Genomic DNA, 19,997 nt, shown 5'->3' on the forward strand with positions numbered 1-19,997 from the left:
CTCCATGCGCACCCTGTCGCCCCCGTATGCCTCCGATATCGAGTCCGGGGACATCCATGTCTGGTCCGTCCCCCTGGACCGGGTCCCGCTCGACGACGCGGACTCGGTCCTCGCCTCCACCGAACGCGCCCGTGCGGCGCGGATCCGTCATCCCGCCGGCCGGCGGCGCTACCGCCGCGCGCACGTGGCGCTGCGCATGGTGCTCGCCGGCTACCTCGGCGTCCCCCCGGACCGGCCGCGTTTCGTACGCCGCTGTCCTGAGCCGGAGCGGTGCGGCAACTGCGGCGGGGGGCGGCCCGTGCTGGTCCCCGGGGCCTGGCCGGAGCTGGAGTTCAGCCTGTCCCACTCCGGCGCGGCCGCCCTGGTGGGGGTGGTCCGGTCGCCCGGCACGGTGGGAGTGGACGTCGAGCGGCTGCGCACCTCGTTCGACTGGAGCCGGCTGCCGCAGGTGGGTGCTGCGGACCGGGTCGCCGGGTTCCGCACCTGGACCGCCCTCGAGGCGGTGGGCAAAGCGGCCGGCACCGGGCTGCGTATCCCGGTCTCGGTCGGTGAACCGCGGGCCGGCGGGACGCGGCGGGCTCGGCGGGCCGGGGATCCGGCCGACTGGTACGTGCACGAGGTGGACTGCCCCGACGGTTATGTAGGCTCCGTTGCCACGCATACGCCGGATGCGATACTGAGGTCATTCCTGTGGACTTAAATGGGGCGGGTTCAGGACTTGGGGTGGATGGGTGCGTGCGTTGACAACCCATAATCGCGCGGTAATGATCGCTGGGTCGGATCAGGGGGAGGGGGCTCCGTTGGTGCAATCGGACTCCGCGGCAGTCGGCAAGGAGAGTTCGACGGCGGAGACACTTCTCGCCCTGTCAAGCGGATTACTGGACGAATACCGACTCCGGCTGGAGGAGATAAAAAGCCCGCTGGTCGCCGACGACGCCACCTGGCACAGCTGCGCGCTGCAGGCCGAGCGGGTCATCCGGGACTGCGCCGAGAGCCTGCGCCACTGCCGGGCCGAGGTACGCGGCACGCTGATCCAGCAGGTGCAGACCCTGGGAACGGAGCGGGTCAGCAAGGGTATCGACGCCGTGCACTCGATCCGTGCCGGGATCATCCTCTTCGACCTCGTCTTCGACGCGATCGCCGGTGCGATGGTGTCCTCGCCGGACGAACTCGACTGCTTCAAGGCCGCGATCCGCACCCTGCAACAGGGCATCGGGAAGCGGCTGGAAGCCGGTGCGCTGGGACACGACATCTACCTCCTCAACACGGTGCGCGAGGTCAACGCCGCCTCGTACCGCCAGCTCGCCCGTGAGATCCACGACCACCTGGGCAACCACGTCAGCCTCGCGCTGCGCCAGCTCGAACTGCACGAGATGACCATGGACGCCGGTCCGCACGAGGTCTCCGCCCGGATCGGGGCCGTCAAGGAGACCCTGACCGAGTCGCTCGGCATCATCCGCGACCTCGTCACCCAGCTGCGCCGCGCCGACCGCGAGGGCACGCTGGAGTCGGCGTTCGCCGCCTTCCTGGAGTCGATGGAGATCACCCCCTCCAAGGTACGGATCCAGGTCAACGGCAGCGAGGAGTGGGCCACTCAGCACGTCCTCGACGAGGTCTTCCTGGTCGTGCGGGAATGCCTGCGCAACGCGCTCGCCCACGCCGACGCCGAGCACGTGCTGGCGGCGGTGGACATCGCGCCCTACCGGCTGCACGCGCTGATCGAGGACGACGGCTGCGGCTTCGACGTCTCGGCGGTCGCCGTCACGGGCACGGCCAACGGGATCGCCTCCGTCACCGAGCGGGTCGAACTGCTCGGCGGCAGCATCCTGCTCACCAGCGACCCCAAGGCCGGCGGCACCAGGGTCACTGTCACTGTCCCTCTGATGGACTTGCCAGGTGATTCCGTTGAGCCCGCGTCCTGAACTCATCCGCATCCTCGCGGCGGACGACCACACGCTGCTGCGCACCGCCCTCACCGAACTGCTGAACGCCGAGCACGACCTGCAGGTCGTGGCGGAGGCGAGCAGCGGACGCGGGCTCGCGGAGCTGGTGGAGCGACACCAGCCTCATGTGCTGCTGCTCGACGTGGAGATGCCGGACCACCACCCCCGGGCGGCGGTGCGCAGGCTGCTGGAGCGCTTCCCCAGCCTCCGGATCATCATCCTCACCATGTACGACGACCAGCCCCTCGTCCACGAACTGCTCCAGCTGGGCGCCCGGGGCTATCTGCACAAGAGCGTCTCGCGCGGTGCCCTGCTGACCGCGGTCCGCAACGCGGCCAGGGAGGACGACCAGATCACCATCCTGGTGCCGAGGTCCGGCTACACCGCCGGGCAGTCCCCGGCGAACGAGCAGGAGGCCGGCCCGGTGTCGCCGCGCGAGCGGGAGGTGCTGACGTGCGTCGCGGAGGCCATGAGCAACCGGCAGATCGCGGTCCGGCTCGGGATCACCGAGGGCACCGTCAAGCGGCATCTGCGGAACATCTTCGACAAGCTGGACGCGGTGTCGCGCATCGACGCGGTGAACAAGGCGCTGGCGCAGAAGCTGATCGCGGCTCCCCGGGGACGCTCGATGCGATGACGCCCTCGGCGGTGCCGCCGTCGCCCCGGCCGGCAACGGCCCGTCCTCACCCCTGCCGTGCCTCCTGGTACGCCTCGCCGATCGCCGCCACCGCGTCGTTGATGCCGGTCAGCGGGAGGGAGCCGTACCCCAGGAGAAGGGCCGGCCGGCCGGGCGGGCCCCGGAACCGGAACTGCTGGCCGCCGCGGACCAGCACCGAGCGGCGCAGCGCTCCGTGTACGACGGCGGCCTCGTCGGTGCCCGGCGGCAGCAGCGCGTAGCTGTGCAGGCCGGCGGCGCAGCCGCAGATCCGGGCGTCGGGCAGCGACTCGCGCACGGCGGCGGCGAGGGCGTCGCGGCGGGAGCGGTAACGGGAGCGGACCCGGCGCAGATGGCGGTCGAGCAGGCCGCTGCGCATCATCTCGGCGAAGGCCAGCTGGGTGAGGGTGTCGGAGCCCTGGTCCTGACGGGAGCGGACCCGCTCCATCAGCGGGTACAGCTTCGGCGGTATCGCCAGCCAGCCGAGCCTGAGGCCGGGCACCAGGACCTTGCTGGTGGTCCCGGCGTACACCACTCGCTCGGGGTCGCCCTCCTGCAGCGCGGTGGGCCTGACCCCGTGGTCGAACCAGAACTCGCCGTCGTAGTCGTCCTCGATGATCCACCCGTCCCGCTCCCGGGCCCAGGCGAGGAGCTGCCGGCGGCGCTCGGGCGAGAGCATGACCCCGGTCGGGAACTGGTGGGCGGGGGTCACCAGGACGGCGCGGGCGCCGGTGCGGGCCAGGGCCGCGACGTCCAGGCCCTCCTCGTCGACCGGTACCGGCAGCGGGGTGATCCCGGTGTCCAGGATGAACCGGCGCTGGCCGCTGTGGCCCGGATCCTCGATGGCGAGTTCCCGCAGGCCGAGCCGCTGGAAGGAGTCGGAGAGCAGCGCCAGCCCTTGTGCGAAGCCGGCCGTGATCATCACCTGCGCGGGCTCGGCGCGCACCGAGCGCACCCGGCCCAGATACCCGGCGAGTTCGTTGCGCAGTTCGGCGATGCCGGCGACCGGAGGGTAGTCCATGCCCTCCCGGCTGACGTTCTGCAGGACCTTCGTATAGGAGTTGAGCCATTCCTGCCGGGGGAAACTCGACAGGTTCGCGATGCCGACCCGCAGGTCCCAGCGCGGACCGGAGACCGGCCGGGCGTCCAGCAGGGGTGACGCACCGGTCTGCTCGGGCAGCTTCCGGGTGACGTGCGTCCCCGATCCGCGGACCGCGTCCAGGTAGCCCTCGGCTATCAACTGCTCGTACGCCTCGACCACGACACTGCGCGAAAGCCCCAGGTCCTGGGCGAGCTGGCGGCTCGAAGGGAGCCGCGCGCCGGGGTGCAGCACCCGGTCCTCGACCCGGCTCTTGATGGCGTTCTGCAACTGCGCGGTGAGTGGTACCGCCGAGTCCCGGTCCACTTGGACCGACAGATGCCAGGCCATCTGGTCTGCTCCGTCCCCCGCACAGTGGTCTGGGTGGCCCCTCGCTCCCACTGGCCTAATGGATCACGCCAACGGCCCTTATTTATAGCACTTCGAGGGGAGAACCCAATGAATTCGATGACGGGCGTACTCACTCCCGCGTCTCAACTCCGGGGCGATGCGGCCCTCTTCGACGAGAAGCTGGCGAGCCGGACCCTGCGGGTGGGAATCGTGGGGCTCGGTTACACCGGTCTCCCTCTCGGTCTCGGATTCGCCGTGGCCGGGCTGCCGGTCCGCGGACTGGACACGGACGCCGCGCGGGTCGCCCAGGTGGGCCGCGGGGAGTCCTACCTGCCGGATGTCTCCGACACCGAACTCGCCGCGGCAGCCGGCCGGCTGAGCGCCACCACCGACGCCGCCCGGCTGGCCGGCTCGGACGTGCTGATCATCTGCGTACCGACCCCGGTCACCGGCGACCGGCGGGCCAACCTGGACTACGTCGACCGCGCCGTGGACTCGGTGGCGCCCCTGCTGCGCCGCGGGACACTGGTGGTCCTGCAGTCCACGGTGCCGCCGGGCACCACGGCCGCCGCGGCCGAGCGGCTGGCCCGCGCCAGCGGCCTGCGGCAGGGCGTCGACTTCCACATGGCGATGGCCCCGGAGCGGGTCGACCCCGCCAACACCAACGGCTGGCACCTGGCCAACACCCCGAAGGTGGTGGGCGGTCTCACCGAGGAGTGCACCCGGCGGGCGGCGGCCCTCTTCGGGCTGGTCTGCGAGACGGTGGTGCCGGTGGGCACCCCGGAGGTCGCCGAGCTGTCCAAGGTCTTCGAGAACACCTTCCGGCTGGTCAACATCAGTCTCACGCTGGAGCTCTCGGACCTCTGCCGCCAGCTGGGGATACCGGTCCGCGAGGTGATCGACGCCGCCTCCACCAAGCCCTACGGATTCCTCGCGCACTATCCGGGACCGGGCGTGGGCGGCGAGTGCATACCGGTCGACCCGCACTTCCTGCGCGAGGCCGCGGCCGAGGCCGGCACCCCGATGGAGCTGGTGGCCGCCGCGCACGAGCGGGTGGAGCGACGGCCGCGGCAGGTCGTCGAACGCCTCGCGGAGCTGATCGGCGAGCGCGGCTCCCCGCTGCGCGGCGCCCGGGTGCTGGTCGTCGGCGTCAGCTACAAGAGCGGCGTGGCCGATCTGCGCAACGCGCCCGCGCTGGACGTGATCCGCCATCTGCGCGAGGCCGGCGCGGTCGTCTCGTACCACGACCCGCTGGTCGTGGACCTCGTGGTGGACGGCCAACCGGTCACCGCGGCCCCCTGGCTGGCGCCGGAGCTGGCGCGGCAGGACGCGGCGGTGCTCGTCACCCCGGTGCCGGGGCTGGAGCAGGACCTCATGTGGGGCATCCCGCCGGTCGTCCTCGACACCCACAACAAGCTCGCGGCGGCCAGCAATGTGGCGGTGCTCTGATGGCCGCGGCCCTGCTCGCCGACCGGGCACTGCCGGCGGTCACCCGCGACGTGGTCGCGGGCCGTACGGTGACGCCCGAAGCGGCAGGGGACGCGGTGGCCGAGCTGCTGCGGGAGACCACGGAGCCGGTGGACGCCGCGGCCTTCCTGACCGCTGTGGCGGTCACCGGAGCGGGCCCGGAGCTCGTGGCAGCCGCTGTGCGGGCAGTGCTCGCGGTGGCCCGGCCGGTCGCCTGGGCGGGGCCCGCGGTCGATGTGGTCGGCACCGGCGGTGACGGCAGCGGCTCGGTCAACATCTCCACGCTGGCCGGGCTCGTCGCCGCCGCCGCCGGGGCGACCGTCGCCAAGGCCGGCAACCGGGCCGCGACGTCGCGGTGCGGCAGCGCCGATCTGCTGGAGGAGCTCGGTGTCGAACTCGACGCCGGGGAGCGCATCCCGGCCCTGCTGGCCGAGCACCGGTTCGCGTTCCTCTTCACCCCCGCGCTCCATCCGGCGTTGCGCCGGCTGGCACCCGTCCGGCGCCGGCTGGGCTTCCGATCCCTGTTCAACCTCTCCGGCCCGCTCGCCAACCCGGTGCCGCTCACCGGCCGCCTGATCGGCACCGCGACCCGGCGGGACCAGGAGGTCCTGGCCGAGGCGGCCGGTCTCCTCGGCCACCGGCGGACCTGGGTCGTCCACGGCTTCGGCGGCATGGACGAACTGACCACCGCGGGCCCCGCGCGGGTGCTCCAGGTGGACGGCGGGACCCTCACCGAGTCCGTCGTCGACCCCGCGCAGCTGTCACTGCGTCCGGCGGGCCCGGCGGAGCTGGCGGGCGGCGGCCCGGCGCGCAACGCCGTCCTCGCCCGCGAGGTCCTCGCGGGCACGGCGGCGGCGCCGCTGCTCGACATGGTGCTGCTGAACGCGGCGGCCGTCCTGTCACTGGCCGGCACCGCCCCGGACCTCCCGGCCGCGCTCTCCCTGGCCCGGCAGGCGGTCCGTGAGGGAGCACCGGCCGAGCTGGCCGACCGCCTTGCCCGGGACCGGGACCGGGATCGAGACCGAGACCCGGGCCGGGTCCGAGACCAGGACCAGAACCGAGGCCGGGACCGAGAACGGGTCCGAGACCTCGTCCGAGACCGAGTCCGCGCCCAGACCCCCCAGGAGGGCCGTCATGGCCATGCATCTCGATGACATCGTCGCCGCGAAACGTGCCGCGTGGAGCGGTCCCGCGGCGGCCGACGCCGCCGCGCGGGGCCGGTCGGTGCCCGCCGTACCCGGCCGGTTCGCGGCGGCGCTCGGTGGCCGCGACGTCTCGGTGATCGCCGAGATCAAGCCGATGTCCCCGTCCAAGGGCCGGCTGCTCGACCTCTCGCGGGCCGTACCCACCGCCGTCCGGTACGTCGAGGCAGGGGCCTCGGCCGTCTCGGTGCTGGGCGACGCGCCGTACTTCGGCGGATCACCCGAGCTGGTCCGCTCCGTGGCGGAGCACCCGGCGGTGACCGTACCGGTGCTCTTCAAGGACTTCCTGGTCGACACCCGCCAGGTGACGCTCGCCCACGCCAGCGGCGCCGACGCGGTGCTGGTGATCGTCCGGGCCGTGGACGACGCGCTGCTGGCCGACCTGGTGGCCACCGCGCACGGCCTGGGGCTCGACGCGCTGGTGGAGACCTTCACCGAGGACGAGGTGGACCGGGCGCTCAACGCCGGCGCCCGCGTCGTCGGTATCAACAACCGGGACCTGCGGACCTTCGCGGTCGACCTGGACAACTCGGCCCGGCTGCGCCGCGACATCCCGCGCGGCGTGCTCACGGTCAGCGAGAGCGGCCTGGCCGGCCGCCCCGACATCGAACGCATCGCCGCGCACGGCTTCGACGCCGCGCTGATCGGCGAGTCCCTGCTCAGCAGCCCCGACCCCGCCGCCCGACTGCGGCAGTACACCGGGGTCCCGATTCTGGAGGTGGCCTCGTGAACGGCCGATTCGGCGAGTACGGCGGACAGTTCGTCGCCGAGACCCTGGTGGGTCCGCTCGAGGAACTGGAGCTGGAGTACCACCGAGCGCTGGCGGACCCGGAGTTCACCGCGGAGCTCGACCGGCTGCTCAAGATGTTCGTCGGGCGGCCCACACCGATCACCGAACTGCACCGGCTGGGCGCCACCGAGAACGGCGTCAAGCTCTGGCTCAAGCGCGAGGACCTCACCCACACCGGCGCCCACAAGATCAACAACTCGATCGGGCAGGCGCTGCTCGCCCGGCGCCTGGGGAAGAAGCGCATCATCGCCGAGACCGGCGCCGGACAGCACGGCGTCGCCGTGGCCGCGGCCTGCGCCTACCTGGGTCTGGACGCCACCGTCTACATGGGCCGGGTCGACGCCGAACGGCAGGCGCCCAACGTGCAGCGGATGAAACTGCTCGGGGCCAGGGTCGAACTGGTGGACCTGGGCACCGCGACCCTGAAGGACGCCATCAACGCCGCGATCCGCGAGTGGATCGCCCACCCCGACACCACCCACTACCTGCTCGGCTCGGTCGTCGGCCCGCATCCCTTCCCCACCATCGTGCGCTCCTTCCAGTCGGTGATCGGCCAGGAGGCCCGGGCCCAGTTCCTGGCCGAGAACGGCCGACTGCCCGACGTGGTGGTGGCCTGTGTCGGCGGGGGCTCCAACGCGGCCGGCATGTTCAGCGCCTTCCTCGACGACCCGGTGCGCCTGGTCGGCGTACAGGCGGCCGGCGAGGGCAAGGGCGGACAGGGCGGACACGCGGCGCCGCTGCTCTACGGCGACCCGGGCGTGCTCCAGGGCACCCGCACCTATCTGCTGCAGGACGACGACGGCCAGATCCAGCTCACCCACTCCATCGCCCCCGGCCTCGACTACGCGGGCGTGGGCCCGGAGCACTCGTACTACAAGGACTCCGGCACCGTCGAGTACATCTCCGCCTCCGACGACGAGGCACTGGACGCCTTCGTCGCGCTCAGCGCGCACGAGGGCATCGTCCCGGCCCTGGAGTCCGCGCACGCGGTGGCCGGCGCCCTGAAGGTGGCCCGCGAGTGCGAGCCCGGCAGCACCGTCCTGGTCAATCTCTCCGGCCGTGGCGACAAGGACCTCACGTCCGCCCTGGCCGCCCTGGAGCAGCGTGAGGAGAACCCGCGATGAAACGGCTCGAGCAGACCTTCGGCGACAACCAGGCCAGGCAGGAGACCACCCTGGTCGCCTACCTCACCTCCGGCTACCCCTCGCTCGGCGAGACCGTCGGCCTGATGAGCGCCGCCCAGGACGCGGGCGCCGACGTGATCGAGCTGGGTGTGCCGTTCTCCGACCCGCTGGGTGACGGGCCGGTCATCCAGGCCGCCGGACAGGCCGCGCTGGACACCGGCACCACCACGGCCGCCACCCTCGACCTGGTCGCCGAGGCACGCGCCGGCGGCATCGAGGTGCCGATCATGCTGATGGGGTACTGCAACCCCTTCCTGCGCTACGGGCTCACCCAGCTCTACGACGACGCCCGCTCGGCCGGCGCCGACGGGTTCGTGGTCCCCGACCTGCCGGTCGGCGAGGGCGCCGAGTGGCTGGCCCACGCCGAGGCCACCGATCTGGGCCAGGCGTTCTTCACCGCGCCCGGCAGCTCGGCCGAGCGCGTCGCGGCGGCGGCCGCCGCCTCCCGCGGCTTCGTGTACGTACTCGCCGCGAACGGCGTGACGGGCGTCCGCTCGGAGCTGGCCTCGGGCATCGACTCCTACCTGGAGCGGGTCCGGGGCGCCGGCGACACCCCCACGGCCGTCGGGTTCGGCATCTCCCGCCCGGAGCACGTGGCGGCGCTGCACGGCAAGACGGACGGCGTGATCGTGGGCAGCGCGCTGCTGCAGGCGATCGGCGCGGCCCGCGACGCGGCCGACCGCCGCCGGGTCACCACCGCCCTCGTCTCGTCCCTGAAGGCGGCCACCCGATGAACGACACGATCCCGTTCTTCAGCGGCGCCGCCTCCGCCCGCCGCGACTGGCCGGCGCTGGAGGCCAGGATCCGCCGGGTGGCCGCCTCCGGCCGCTTCACCTCCGGCCCGGTCACCGCCGAGCTGGAGCAGGCGATCGCGCGGCGCACCGGCGCACGGCACGCGGTGGCCGTGGCCAACGGCACCGACGCGCTGGTCATCCTGCTCCGGGCGGCCGGCGTCGGACCCGGCGACGAGGTGATCGTCCCGGCGTACACCTTCTTCGCCACCGCGTCCTCGGTCCTGCACGTGGGCGCCGAGCCGGTCCTGGTGGACGTCCTTCCCGGCTCGTACGCGATGGACCCGCGGCGCGCCGAGGAGGCGATCACCGAGCGCACCAAGGCGATCATGCCGGTGCACCTCTTCTCGCAGATGGCCGACATGGAGGTGCTGAAGGACCTGGCCGACCGGCACGGGCTGCTGCTGCTGGAGGACAGCGCCGAGGGCATCGACATGCGGGCGGGCGGGGTGCACGCGGGTCTGTGGGGCAGCGGCGGAGTGCTCTCCTTCTTCCCCACCAAGACCCTCGGCTCGCTCGGCGACGCCGGCATGCTGCTCACCGACGACGACAAGATCGCCGCGAGTGCCCGCAGGCTGCGCCAGCACGGCCAGGACACGGACGGCGACTACCTGCACCACGAGATCGGCTACAACAGCCGGTGCGACGAACTGCAGTCGGCGTTCCTGCTGCACCGCCTGGAGCGGCTGAGCGAGGAGATCGAGCGCCGCGCCGAGCTGGCCGCCCTGTACGACCGGCTGCTGGCCCCGCTGGCCCCCGCGGTCGCCACACCGTGGCAGGCACCGGCCAAGACGCCCGGCAACCCGGTCTACTACGTCTATCTGATCGAGTGCGACTGCCGCGACGAGCTGGTCGCGTACCTGGACGCGCACGGGGTCGGCACCGAGACCTACTACCCGCGTCCGCTGACCGAGCAGCCGCTGCTCGCCCCGCTGCCCGGCTCCCGGCACCCGGTGCCGGTCGCCGAGGCCGCCGCACGCCGCGCCGTGGCGCTGCCGCTCTATCCCGACCTCACCGACCGGCAGGCCGAGCGCGTCGCCAAGCTGGTCCACGCCTTCCACGGAGTCGCATCGTGACCACCGCCATCCCGTACCACGACGGGCCCGCCCGCTTCGCCGACTGGACCGACGACATCGTGGAGGTCTTCCGCGAGGTCGCCGAGAGCGACGAGTTCATCCTCAAGTCCCGGGTCGAGCGCCTGGAGGCGGAGGTCGCCCGGCGCACCGGCGCGGCCCACGCCATCGCCGTGGCCAACGGCACCGGCGCGCTGACCGTGATCCTGACCGCGCTCGGCGTCGGCCCCGGCGACGAGGTCGTCACCCCGGCGTTCTCCTTCGTCTCCACCGCCTCCACCGTCGCCCTGCGCGGCGCCCGGCCGGTCTTCGCCGACGTGGAGTACGAGACGGGGCTGCTCGCCCCGGCCGCGGCCGAGGCCGCCGTCACCGAGCGCACCCGGGCCCTGCTGCCGGCGTACCTCTTCACCGGCTCCCCGCGCATGGCGGACCTCGCCGCGCTCGCCGCCCGGCGGGGGCTGCACCTGGTCGAGGACAGCGCCGTCGCCCTCGGCGCCGAGGTCGACGGCCGTCCCGCGGGCCGGCACGGGCACGCCGGGGTGTACTCCTTCTTCCCCGCCAAGCCCGCCGGCGGCATCGGCGACGCCGGGATGATCGTCACGGACGACCCGGAGCTCGCCCGCACCGCCCGCATGCTGCGCAACCACGGCCAGCCGCCGGGCAAGCGCTTCTATCACGAGCTGCTCGGCTTCAACTGCCGGATGGACGAGCTGACGGCCGGCTTCCTGCTGCGCAAACTGTCCCGGCTGGACGGGCTGCTGGAGCGCCGCCGGGAGATCGCCCAGTGCTACGAGGAGGGCCTGCGGCCGCTCGCGCCCCAGCTGCTGCCCCCGCCGGCCGGCTTCGAGGGGCGCGCCGTCTACACCTACGTGGTGCGCGCCCAGCGGCGCGACGAGCTCCGCGCCCATCTGGCGGACCAGGGCATCGGGACGACCGTCTACTATCCGCGCCCGCTCCCGCTGCAGCCCGCGTTCGCCTCGCTCGGCCACCGGGAGGGCGACTTCCCGGTCGCCGAGCGGCTCTGCCGGGAGGCGCTGGCGCTGCCGCTGCACCCGGACATGGACCCGGGGGCGGCCGGGCGAGTGGTGGCCGCCGTCCGCGACTTCTACCGGGCCGGACGGTGAGGGCGGTGCGGGCGGTCCCCGGCGCCCTGGACATCACCGCGGACCGGCTCTGCGGCATCGGCGACGAGGCCGCCCCGGACCTGACCGGCCAGCTGGTGATCCACCACGAGCTGGGTCTCAAAGCGCTGGAGCTGCGCACCGTCGACGGCCGCCAACTGCACGAGCTGCCCCCGGGCGAGGCCGCCGACCTGGCCCGGCGCACCATCGTGGCGGATCTGCGGGTGCCGGTCGTGGACACCCCGGTGGGCTCCTGGTCCACCACGGTCGCCACCGACCTGGACACCGAACTGGCGGTCCTGGAGCGCTCGGCCAAAGTGGCCGCACTGGTCGGCTGCGACCGGCTGCGCGTCATGTCGTACCCGAACGACGGCCGCCCGGAGCACGAGTGGCGCGCCGAGTCGCTGCGCCGGATGCGGGTGCTGGCGCGGGAGGCCGAGCGTCTGGACGTGACCCTGCTGCACGAGAACTGCCAGGGCTGGGGCGGCCGGAGCGCCGAGCACACCCTGCGCATGCTCGAGGAGGTCGCGAGCCCCCGGCTGCGGCTGCTCTTCGACACCGGCAACGGACTGGCCTACGGCTACGAGGCGATGGAGTTCCTGGGCCGGGTGCTGCCGTGGGTGGAGCACGTGCACCTGAAGGACGGGGTGGTACGCCCCGACGGCACGGCCGAGTTCACCATGCCGGGCGCGGGCACGGCCCGGGTCGCCGACTGCGTACGGCTGCTGGAGGAGTACGGCTACCGCGGCCACTACAGCCTCGAACCGCATCTGGACCGCATCCCGCACCTGGGCGTGGCCGGCGACCCCGCCGCCCTCGCCGACGGGTTCCGGGAGTACACCCGGCGCCTGTGCGCCCTGCTGGACATCGAGTCCTCGGTGAACCACCTGTACTGGGAGGAGAGCCACCATGGCTGAGTGGACCAGGACCACCCGCACCGGCACCGGCACCTGTCTCACCGCGGCCGACGTGGAGTGGCTGACCGAGCTGATGGCCGTCGACTCCGTCTCGCCGCTGGAGGGCGGCCCGCTGGACGGGGCGGCCCGCGCCCAGCGGGTCTTCCTGGCCGGTGCCGCCGAGCGCGGCTTCCGCACCGTGCTGCACCAGACCCCCGCCCCCCAGCTGCTGCGGCGCCCCGAGGTGCCGGCGCCGGTGCGCGAGGCCGCCGAGCGGGACCTGCCCGCCTTCCTGTCCGGCCAGCCCTCGGTGGTGGCCGCCTGGGGGTCCCCGCAGCCGCAGGAGCGGCGCATGGTCGTCAACTTCCATGTGGACACGGTCGGCCCGCACGTCCCGCCGCGCCTGGAGGGACGCGTCCTGCACGGCCGGGGCGCCGTCGACGACAAGGGCCCGGGGATCGCCGCCGCGGTCGGTGTCGCCGCCGCCTTCGCCGAGGACCCGGGGCTCGACGGCCGGATCGAGGTGCAGGTCGCCTCCGTACCCGGCGAGGAGGGCGGCGCGATGGGCACGTACGGCACCCGCGCCCTCGTCGACGCCGGGTACACCGGGCGGCTGATGGTCTTCGCCGAGCCCACCGGCAACACCTTCATGGACGGCTGCACGGCCGCGATGACCCCGCGGATCACGGTGCTCGGCGAGGACTCCACCGACGACCACCCGGGGGACGGCCACAACGCCACCGTGGTGCTCGGGTTTCTCGCCGACTTCCTGGCCCGCCGGCTCGGCCCGCTGGCCCACGGCATGGGCGCCAAGCTCTGCGTCGCGGGGCTGCACACGGGCACCGCGCACAACCGGGTCTACGGCGGTGGCCGGCTGCTCCTCAACATCGCCTACCCGGACACCGAGCAGGCCGAACTGCTGGCCGCCGCGCTGGGGGTGCTGCTGGAGGAGGCGCGCGCCGAGTTCGCCCAGGCCCACGCGCACGACCCGTTCGCCCGGCGCACCGTGAAGGACTGGCAGCGGATCGTCCGCCTGGACTGGCTGAAGCAGGGCCTGCCCACCCTGCGCAACCGCGACCCGGAGGCCGAAGGGATGCTGACGGAGGCCGGCTTCACCCGGCACGACGGTCTCGCCGACGGTTCCGCCTTCACCTGCGACGCCATCTGGGCCCCGGGCCCCGGCCGCTACGTCGCGGTCTGCGGCCCGGGCCGGCTGGACGCCAACGGGGCGCACACCCCTGCCGAGTTCGTGGACCTGGACGACCTGGACGCCTACGCCCTGCGCGTCAAGGAACTGGTGCACACCTTCGCCGCCCGTACCGCCTGAACCCTCGCTCACCACCGCCACCGCTCCCGGAGAGAAGGCCCCCGTCATGACCGTTCGTGTTCCCCTCGCCGAGCTCACCTCCTTCGTCCAGCGCGTCCTGGGGGAGTGCGGTCTGGACAGCGCGTCCGCCCGCACCGCCGCCGACGTGATCACCTACGCCGACGCGCACGGCTTCACCACCCACGGCACCAACGGGCTGGTGAACATCTACGCCCCCCGCCTGCTCGACGGCAGGATCGCCGCCGGCGCCGTCCCGCGCGTCGTCCAGGAGACCGCCGGGGCCGCCCTGCTGGACGGCGACCGCGGGCTCGGGCTGGTCACCATGGACCTCGCCATGGACCTCGCCATGGACAAGGCACGCCAGAACGGCATCGGCATGGTCGCCGTCCGCAACAGCACCCATTTCGGCAGTGCCGGCTTCTACACGCACAAGGCCGCGAACGCCGGTCTGATCGGCCTGGCGATGACCAACTGCGGTGCCCAGGGCGTCGCACCGCCGCTGGGCGGCACCGTGCGGATGCTCGGCACCAACCCGCTGAGCGCGGCCGTCCCGGTGACCGAGGGCGCGCCGTTCGTCCTCGACATGAGCACCACGGTGGTCGCCACCGGCAAGATCAAGGCCGCCCACAAGGAGGGACGGCCGGTGCCCAGTGAGTGGCTGGTCCGGCACGACGGCACCCCCACCTCCGATCCGGCCGACTTCATGGCCGAGGAGGCGGACGTCGCCTGGCTGGGCGGCCCGGCGGCGACCGGCGGCGCCAAGGGCTTCGGCCTCGCCCTCCTGGTCGACCTCCTGTGCGGTCCGCTCACCGGCGCCGCCTACGGCCCCCGGCCCGGCGTGCTGAAGGGCGAGCCCGCGGGGGACGACAACGTGGGGCACACCGCGATCGTGATCGACCCGTCGGCGTTCGGCTCGGCGACGGCCATCGCCGCCGAGAGCCGCACCCTGCTGGACACCGTGGCGGGCTCCCCGGCCGCCGCCTACGCCGACACCGTCACCTACCCCGGAGCCCCCGAGGCCAGGCGGTACGAGGAGTCGCGGCGCGGCGGCGTGGAGCTGCCGGGCCCGGTCGCCGAGGGCCTGGCGGCGCTGGCCGGCCGGCTCGGCGTACCGGCGCCCGGTCCGCTCACCGACCGGAACCGGCGGCTGACCGTTCCGGCCGCATCCGCGCCCCTGGGACGCGTGCCCGAGGGCCGGGCGGCATGACACCGCCGGCGACGACCACAGCAGCCGACCCGACGACCGGAAAGGACCCCGCGGCCATGCGTATCGGAGTGATCGGACTGGGCGTCATCGCCCCCTTCTTCCTGCGGGCCATCGACGCGGCACCGGACCTGAGCCTGACCGCGGTCTGCGACCTCGACCCGGGCAAACTCACGGGATTCGATCCGCGGACCGCCGTCTTCACCGACCATCGCGAGCTGCTCGCCTCGGGCCTGGTGGACGGCGTGGTGATCACTCTGCCCAACCACGCGCACGCCCCGGTCGTGGGCGACGCGCTACGGGCCGGCGTCCACGTCTGCTGCGAGAAGCCGCTGACGGTCGTCGCCGCCGACGCGCACCGTCTGACGCGCCTCGCCGACTCCCACGGCGCCACCCTCTTCACCGCCTTCCACCGCCGCTACAACACCCATGTGCGGCAGCTGGCCGCCGCGCTGCCGGACCGCAAGCTGATCTCGCACGTCACCAGCCGCTACCAGGAGCGGATCGAGGAGCACTCCGGAGCCGAGGGCTGGTACCTGGACATCGACCGCTGCGGCGGCGGGTGCGTCATCGACAACGGGCCCAACGCGCTGGACGCGCTGGAGACGGTGCTGGGCCCGCTCACGCTCACCGACGCCGTCCTCGGCGACGTCCGCTCCGGGGTCGAGTTCTGCGCCGGCCTCCGACTGGCCACCGAGGACGGCATCCCGGTCCAGGTGGACCTGGACTGGGCGCTGGAGACGGGCGAGCGCAAGGACATCACGGTGCACCTGAAGGACGGCAGGCGGGTACACGCCGACATGCTCGGCGGTTTCACGGAGTTCAAGTCCTCCCTGGACCACGAGTACGCGGGGATCATGGCGGACTTCCACCGGGCCGTGCGGGACGGCCGGAGCGAGCCGGACCGGGGGCCGCACATCGTGGACCTGGTCGAGGGGGCGTACGGGATCGGCCGGTCACGCGAGGAGCGGATGCGGATGCCGGTCAAGGACCCGGCCTCGGCCCACCTCGTGAAACTGCTGTTCCACCGGCGTGCGGACCGCGGGATGCGGCTCTCGCAGTGGCGGTCGCGGTGTGTGAGGGCAGGCGACGTGCACGAGCTGGTCACCACCACCGACCGGCCCACCGCCCCCGGGGACCGGGTCGACCGGGTGGGGTTCATCGGCTTCGCCGAGTTCCCCGCGGGCCTGGTGATCGAGCGCGGGGACATGGTGACGGGCCCGGGCGGGCCGATCGGACGGGTGGCCGGATTCGACGAGTGCCACGCGCCGAACCACTACAACATCCTCATAGACACCGACCGCGTCCTCACCGCCGAGGACCTGAACCTGCGCCCCACCGACACCCTCACCTTCTCCGGAGGCACCCGATGAACCCGTCCCGACCCCTGTACCGCAGCGCGGAGTTCCGCATGATCGACGTGGCGCCCGGGGCCCGGGAGCTGATGCCCGGGGTGCAGGTGCTGACCCTGGAGGCGGAGCTCCCCGAGGGCGGCGTCGCACCGGCCGACGCGGTGTGGGCCGAGGCCCACGCCCGGTGGAACGGTGCGAGCAGAGCCGAGGTGCGGGCCGATCCGCGGGTCGCCGCCTACCGGGAACTGAGCCGGCGGCTCGGCAGCCACCCCGACAAGCAGCCGCCGTCCGTGCAGGCCCTGATCGACCGGGGACTGCGGGGCAAACCACTCGGCGCCCGGCCGCGGATCAACCCGGCCGTCGACGCGGTCAACGCGGCGGCCGTACACACCCGCGTCGCGCTCGGCCTCTTCGACCGGGACCAGCTGGCGGGCGGGGTGCGGCTGCGGCTCACCGACGGCACCGAGGAGTTCCTCGCGATCGGCGCGGACCAGCCGGTGGTCCTGGAGGCGGGCCGGGCGGTGCTCGCCGACGAGGAGCGGGTGCTGTCGCTCTTCGCGCACCGGGACGGGGTGCGGCAGGCGGTCACCGCGCGGACCCGGCGGGTGCTGCTGCTCGCCTGCGCGGTCCCGGGCGTGAGCGAGGACGGGTGCCGGGACGCGCTGCTGGAGGCGGCCGGGCTGCTGTCCGCCGCGGGCTGAGCCCCGGGACCGCGGCGGCGCGCGGGAAGTGGTACGCCGGTGCGCCGGGACAGTGGACTGCTGTGGGGGGACGTGCTGTTGGTTGGCTGGCACCACGCCGCTGATCGACTCACGGAGCGAAGAGGGACCACCCACGATGACCATGACCGCCGTCGCGCCCGTCGCGGCACCGCCCCGGGCGGACACCGCGCCCCTGCGGGTGACCGTGGCACGCACAGCGCTGCCACCGCACGCCCCGCTCACCCTCGGCACCGAGCTGCGCCGGCTGCTCGGCGAGGACCAGGTGTTCCTGTTCGAGAGCCTGGCCGGCCCCGCCGAGGACTGCCGCTTCGCCGCGGTCGGCGCCGAGGTACTGGCCCGGATCACCGTGCGCGACGGGCAGGCCCTCGTGGACGGGGTGCCCGAACTGGCGGAGAGGCTGCGCGCGGTCACCGACCGGGCGGCCGACGGCGGCGTGCGGGAGCTGCTGCGGGCGCTGGGCGGGGCGTTCGCCGTGGAGACCGACGTACCGCCGGGCTCGTACGCCTTCGGATTCCTCGGCGTCTTCGGCTACGAGGCCGCCTGGCATCTGGAACGGCTCCCGCCGCACGCCCCCGGACGGGACCCGGAGATCACCCTCACCGTCTTCCGCCATGTCGTCCAGTACGACCCGGACACCGGCGAGACCTGCCAGCTCTACGCCGACGCCCCCGACTTCGGCGGACCGGGCGCGCTCGGCCCGGACCTCACCGCCCTGGTGCGCGCCCTGCCCCACGAGCCGGCCCCGGTACCGCCCGCTCCCCGGCCGGACGCGGTGCGCGGCACCGTCGGCCGCCGGGAGTTCACCGACCGGGTCGAGGACTGCCTGGAGCACATCCGCGCGGGCGACGTCTACCAGATCCAGATCGGCCACCAGATCCACGTCACCACACCGCTGCCGGCCCTCGACGCCTACCGCCGGCTGCGGCACAGCAACCCCTCGCCCTACATGTACCTGGTCCCGTGGGCGGGCCGCAGCCTGGTCGGGGCCAGCCCCGAGCTGCTGCTGCGGATCGAGGGCCGGAGCCTGACCATGCGGCCCATCGCCGGCACCGCGGCGCGGGCCGGCGAACCGGCCGAGGACGCCCGCCGGGCGGCCGCGCTGCGCGCCGACGCCAAGGAGCGCGCCGAGCACATCATGCTGGTCGACCTCTGCCGCAACGACGTGGCGCGGGTCTCGGTGCCCGGCACCCTCGCGGTCGAGCGCATGATGGCCGTCGAGCGCTTCGCGCACGTGCACCATCTGGTCTCCACGGTCCGCGGCGAGCTGGCCGAGGGCGCCGACGTGTGGTCCGCGCTGCGCGCCACCTTCCCCGCCGGCACCATGACGGGTGCGCCCAAGATCCGCGCGATGGAGCTGATCCTGGAGATCGAGGACCGGCCGCGCGGCGCCTACGCGGGCGCGCTGGGACTGATCGACGTCCGCGGACAGGCCGCGACGTTCGCCCTGTGCATCCGTACCGCCGTGCACGACCCGGCCACCCGGACGTACACGCTCCAGGCGTCGGCCGGCGTCGTCGCCGACTCCACGGCCGACGGCGAATGGCGCGAGACGCTGATCAAGATGGGCGCGGTGTACACCGCGCTGACCGGCGAGGGGCTGACGGCATGAGGATCCTCCTGGTCGACGCGCGCGACAGCTTCACCCACCTCGTCGACCACTGTCTGCGCGAACGCGGCGCCCGCACGGACGTCGTCACCGCGCACGCCCACTCCCCGGCCGAGCTCGCCGCCCGCCGCCCGGACGCGGTGGTGCTCGGCCCCGGCCCCGGCCACCCGGCCGACTCCGGCCATCCGGAGCTGGTACGCCACTTCGCCGGCCGGTACCCGCTGCTCGGGATCTGCCTGGGACACCAGGCGATCGGGCTGGCGTACGGCGGGCGGGTCGAGCGGGCGGCGCGCCCGCTGCACGGCAAGACCAGCCGCCTCGACCACGACGGCTCCGGCGTCTTCGCGGGGCTGACACCCGGCACGGAGGTCACCCGCTACCACTCGCTGGCCGTCGCGGAGCCACTGCCCGCCGGCCTCGAGGTGACGGCACGGGCCCGCGAGGACGGCTGCGTGATGGCGCTGCGCCACCGCAGGCTGCCCGTCCAGGGCGTGCAGTTCCACCCGGAGAGCATCACCACGCACGACGGACTGGCGTTCATCGACAACTTCCTGGAGGGGATATCGCGATGGTCACTCACCGCCCCTGGGCGACGATAGCCGCGCTGAACGGCTCCGAGCGGCCCGACGGACTCACCGCGCGGGTGCTGCGCGTCCTGTCCGCGGCCGCCGCCGAACACGGCGTCCACATCGACACGATCCCGCTCGCCGAGTACGACATCACCCCCTGCGGGGCGTGCGGCGACTGCAATGTCCGGCCGTTGCCGTGCGCGGTGGACGACGACGTCCCCGCCCTGGTGGACCGACTGGTGCGGGCCGACGGCGTGCTGTACGCGGCGCCGGTGCACGGGTTCGGCCTGGCGGGCGTGATGCAGAACTTCATCGAGCGCGCGGGGGTCGGACGGCTGCGGTTCGACCGTCCGCTGGCCAACAAGGTGGCCGGTGTCGTCGTCACCGGGCGCCGCTACAGCCACGACCGGGTCTTCGGGCAGCTCATCGACAACGTCCTGCTCAACCGGATGATCCTGGCGGGCAGCGGTTTCCCCGCCTTCGTGCACGACCAGTTCGCGCCGGAGGAGGACCACGAGGGGCTCGCGGCCGCCCGGGCGCTGATCGACCGTATGGTCGACATGCTGCGGATCATGCTGCTGCCGCACGGCGGGCGTGAGGACACCGCGCGGCTGCTGTCGCTGCCGCGCAACGAACGGACCGGGCCGCTCGCCCCGGTGGGGTGAG

At 73.5% G+C, this 19,997-nt stretch carries 19 protein-coding genes; 18 read left to right on the plus strand and 1 reads right to left on the minus strand.

Going from position 1 to position 19,997, the window contains the following annotated elements; all coding sequences use genetic code 11:
• Positions 1-4: 4 nt before the first annotated feature.
• The 3 genes from ACH4NX_RS11605 (at position 5) to ACH4NX_RS11615 (ending at position 2,580) form a co-directional block, all read left to right on the plus strand.
• A complete protein-coding gene (locus ACH4NX_RS11605; protein WP_351396292.1) occupies positions 5-700 on the plus strand; it encodes a hypothetical protein in 696 nt (231 codons plus the stop codon).
• Positions 701-803: 103 nt separating this feature from the next.
• Complete coding sequence (locus ACH4NX_RS11610; RefSeq protein ID WP_351396294.1) at positions 804-1,922, plus strand: histidine kinase; 1,119 nt, start codon at positions 804-806, stop codon at positions 1,920-1,922.
• Positions 1,906-2,580 (plus strand): response regulator transcription factor, encoded by a 675-nt coding sequence (locus ACH4NX_RS11615; protein WP_351396297.1) that lies wholly within the window; start codon positions 1,906-1,908, stop codon positions 2,578-2,580. Before ACH4NX_RS11610 ends, ACH4NX_RS11615 begins: the two co-directional genes overlap by 17 nt.
• Before the next feature lie 46 nt (positions 2,581-2,626).
• On the opposite strand, the gene ACH4NX_RS11620 is transcribed toward ACH4NX_RS11615, so the two are convergent.
• Positions 2,627-4,027 carry a PLP-dependent aminotransferase family protein gene (locus tag ACH4NX_RS11620; protein WP_351396300.1) on the minus strand — a complete coding sequence of 467 codons (1,401 nt, stop codon included), beginning with the start codon at positions 4,025-4,027 and terminating at the stop codon, positions 2,627-2,629.
• Positions 4,028-4,135: 108 nt separating this feature from the next.
• Between ACH4NX_RS11620 and ACH4NX_RS11625 the strand changes: the two genes are divergently transcribed.
• From ACH4NX_RS11625 to ACH4NX_RS11695, 15 genes are all read left to right on the plus strand, one after another.
• Positions 4,136-5,476, plus strand: a complete 1,341-nt coding sequence (locus ACH4NX_RS11625; protein ID WP_398127870.1) for a nucleotide sugar dehydrogenase — start codon at positions 4,136-4,138, stop codon at positions 5,474-5,476.
• Positions 5,476-6,648, plus strand: coding sequence for an anthranilate phosphoribosyltransferase (gene trpD, locus ACH4NX_RS11630; RefSeq protein WP_351396306.1), 1,173 nt, complete (start codon positions 5,476-5,478; stop codon positions 6,646-6,648). The genes ACH4NX_RS11625 and trpD overlap by 1 nt, the downstream gene beginning before the upstream one ends.
• On the plus strand, positions 6,629-7,426 hold the full coding sequence (locus ACH4NX_RS11635) for an indole-3-glycerol phosphate synthase TrpC (RefSeq protein ID WP_351396308.1): 798 nt from the start codon (positions 6,629-6,631) through the stop codon (positions 7,424-7,426). The genes trpD and ACH4NX_RS11635 overlap by 20 nt, the downstream gene beginning before the upstream one ends.
• A complete protein-coding gene (trpB, locus tag ACH4NX_RS11640; RefSeq protein ID WP_361733962.1) occupies positions 7,423-8,610 on the plus strand; it encodes a tryptophan synthase subunit beta in 1,188 nt (395 codons plus the stop codon). The genes ACH4NX_RS11635 and trpB overlap by 4 nt, the downstream gene beginning before the upstream one ends.
• On the plus strand, positions 8,607-9,404 hold the full coding sequence (trpA, locus tag ACH4NX_RS11645; protein WP_351396314.1) for a tryptophan synthase subunit alpha: 798 nt from the start codon (positions 8,607-8,609) through the stop codon (positions 9,402-9,404). Before trpB ends, trpA begins: the two co-directional genes overlap by 4 nt.
• Positions 9,401-10,537 carry a DegT/DnrJ/EryC1/StrS family aminotransferase gene (locus ACH4NX_RS11650; RefSeq protein WP_351396317.1) on the plus strand — a complete coding sequence of 379 codons (1,137 nt, stop codon included), beginning with the start codon at positions 9,401-9,403 and terminating at the stop codon, positions 10,535-10,537. Before trpA ends, ACH4NX_RS11650 begins: the two co-directional genes overlap by 4 nt.
• Positions 10,534-11,658: a DegT/DnrJ/EryC1/StrS family aminotransferase gene (locus ACH4NX_RS11655; protein WP_351396319.1), complete on the plus strand. Its 1,125-nt coding sequence runs from the start codon at positions 10,534-10,536 to the stop codon at positions 11,656-11,658. The genes ACH4NX_RS11650 and ACH4NX_RS11655 overlap by 4 nt, the downstream gene beginning before the upstream one ends.
• A 5-nt stretch (positions 11,659-11,663) precedes the next feature.
• Entirely contained in the window at positions 11,664-12,572 is a 909-nt protein-coding gene (locus tag ACH4NX_RS11660; protein WP_351396322.1) for a sugar phosphate isomerase/epimerase family protein, read from the plus strand.
• On the plus strand, positions 12,565-13,878 hold the full coding sequence (locus ACH4NX_RS11665) for a M20/M25/M40 family metallo-hydrolase (protein WP_398127869.1): 1,314 nt from the start codon (positions 12,565-12,567) through the stop codon (positions 13,876-13,878). The genes ACH4NX_RS11660 and ACH4NX_RS11665 overlap by 8 nt, the downstream gene beginning before the upstream one ends.
• A gap of 46 nt (positions 13,879-13,924) precedes the next feature.
• Positions 13,925-15,085: an Ldh family oxidoreductase gene (locus ACH4NX_RS11670; RefSeq protein ID WP_398127868.1), complete on the plus strand. Its 1,161-nt coding sequence runs from the start codon at positions 13,925-13,927 to the stop codon at positions 15,083-15,085.
• A gap of 56 nt (positions 15,086-15,141) precedes the next feature.
• Entirely contained in the window at positions 15,142-16,455 is a 1,314-nt protein-coding gene (locus ACH4NX_RS11675) for a Gfo/Idh/MocA family protein (RefSeq protein ID WP_398127867.1), read from the plus strand.
• Entirely contained in the window at positions 16,452-17,135 is a 684-nt protein-coding gene (locus ACH4NX_RS11680; RefSeq protein ID WP_351396328.1) for a phenylalanine--tRNA ligase beta subunit-related protein, read from the plus strand. Before ACH4NX_RS11675 ends, ACH4NX_RS11680 begins: the two co-directional genes overlap by 4 nt.
• Positions 17,136-17,271: 136 nt before the next feature.
• The gene (locus ACH4NX_RS11685) at positions 17,272-18,765 is read left to right on the plus strand and encodes an anthranilate synthase component I family protein (protein WP_351396330.1); all 1,494 of its coding nucleotides are present in this window, start codon (positions 17,272-17,274) and stop codon (positions 18,763-18,765) included.
• Complete coding sequence (locus ACH4NX_RS11690; protein WP_398127866.1) at positions 18,762-19,361, plus strand: anthranilate synthase component II; 600 nt, start codon at positions 18,762-18,764, stop codon at positions 19,359-19,361. The genes ACH4NX_RS11685 and ACH4NX_RS11690 overlap by 4 nt, the downstream gene beginning before the upstream one ends.
• Positions 19,331-19,996 carry a flavodoxin family protein gene (locus ACH4NX_RS11695; protein WP_279560001.1) on the plus strand — a complete coding sequence of 222 codons (666 nt, stop codon included), beginning with the start codon at positions 19,331-19,333 and terminating at the stop codon, positions 19,994-19,996. Before ACH4NX_RS11690 ends, ACH4NX_RS11695 begins: the two co-directional genes overlap by 31 nt.
• The last annotated feature ends 1 nt before the right edge of the window (position 19,997 follow it).

The sequence above is a fragment of the Streptomyces sp. NPDC017225 genome (assembly GCF_044331465.1).
In the GTDB taxonomy this organism is placed as follows: domain Bacteria; phylum Actinomycetota; class Actinomycetes; order Streptomycetales; family Streptomycetaceae; genus Streptomyces.

Bases quoted from the DNA above. Each gene is read 5' to 3' on its own strand.
- ACH4NX_RS11605 (WP_351396292.1), top strand. From the start codon at position 5: ATGCGCACCCTGTCGCCCCCGTATGCCTCCGATATCGAGTCCGGGGAC.
- ACH4NX_RS11620 (WP_351396300.1), bottom strand. From the start codon at position 4,027: ATGGCCTGGCATCTGTCGGTCCAAGTGGACCGGGACTCGGCGGTACCA.
- ACH4NX_RS11625 (WP_398127870.1), top strand. From the start codon at position 4,136: ATGAATTCGATGACGGGCGTACTCACTCCCGCGTCTCAACTCCGGGGC.
- trpD (WP_351396306.1), top strand. From the start codon at position 5,476: ATGGCCGCGGCCCTGCTCGCCGACCGGGCACTGCCGGCGGTCACCCGC.
- ACH4NX_RS11635 (WP_351396308.1), top strand. From the start codon at position 6,629: ATGGCCATGCATCTCGATGACATCGTCGCCGCGAAACGTGCCGCGTGG.
- trpA (WP_351396314.1), top strand. From the start codon at position 8,607: ATGAAACGGCTCGAGCAGACCTTCGGCGACAACCAGGCCAGGCAGGAG.
- ACH4NX_RS11650 (WP_351396317.1), top strand. From the start codon at position 9,401: ATGAACGACACGATCCCGTTCTTCAGCGGCGCCGCCTCCGCCCGCCGC.
- ACH4NX_RS11665 (WP_398127869.1), top strand. From the start codon at position 12,565: ATGGCTGAGTGGACCAGGACCACCCGCACCGGCACCGGCACCTGTCTC.
- ACH4NX_RS11670 (WP_398127868.1), top strand. From the start codon at position 13,925: ATGACCGTTCGTGTTCCCCTCGCCGAGCTCACCTCCTTCGTCCAGCGC.
- ACH4NX_RS11675 (WP_398127867.1), top strand. From the start codon at position 15,142: ATGCGTATCGGAGTGATCGGACTGGGCGTCATCGCCCCCTTCTTCCTG.
- ACH4NX_RS11680 (WP_351396328.1), top strand. From the start codon at position 16,452: ATGAACCCGTCCCGACCCCTGTACCGCAGCGCGGAGTTCCGCATGATC.
- ACH4NX_RS11685 (WP_351396330.1), top strand. From the start codon at position 17,272: ATGACCATGACCGCCGTCGCGCCCGTCGCGGCACCGCCCCGGGCGGAC.
- ACH4NX_RS11690 (WP_398127866.1), top strand. From the start codon at position 18,762: ATGAGGATCCTCCTGGTCGACGCGCGCGACAGCTTCACCCACCTCGTC.
- ACH4NX_RS11695 (WP_279560001.1), top strand. From the start codon at position 19,331: ATGGTCACTCACCGCCCCTGGGCGACGATAGCCGCGCTGAACGGCTCC.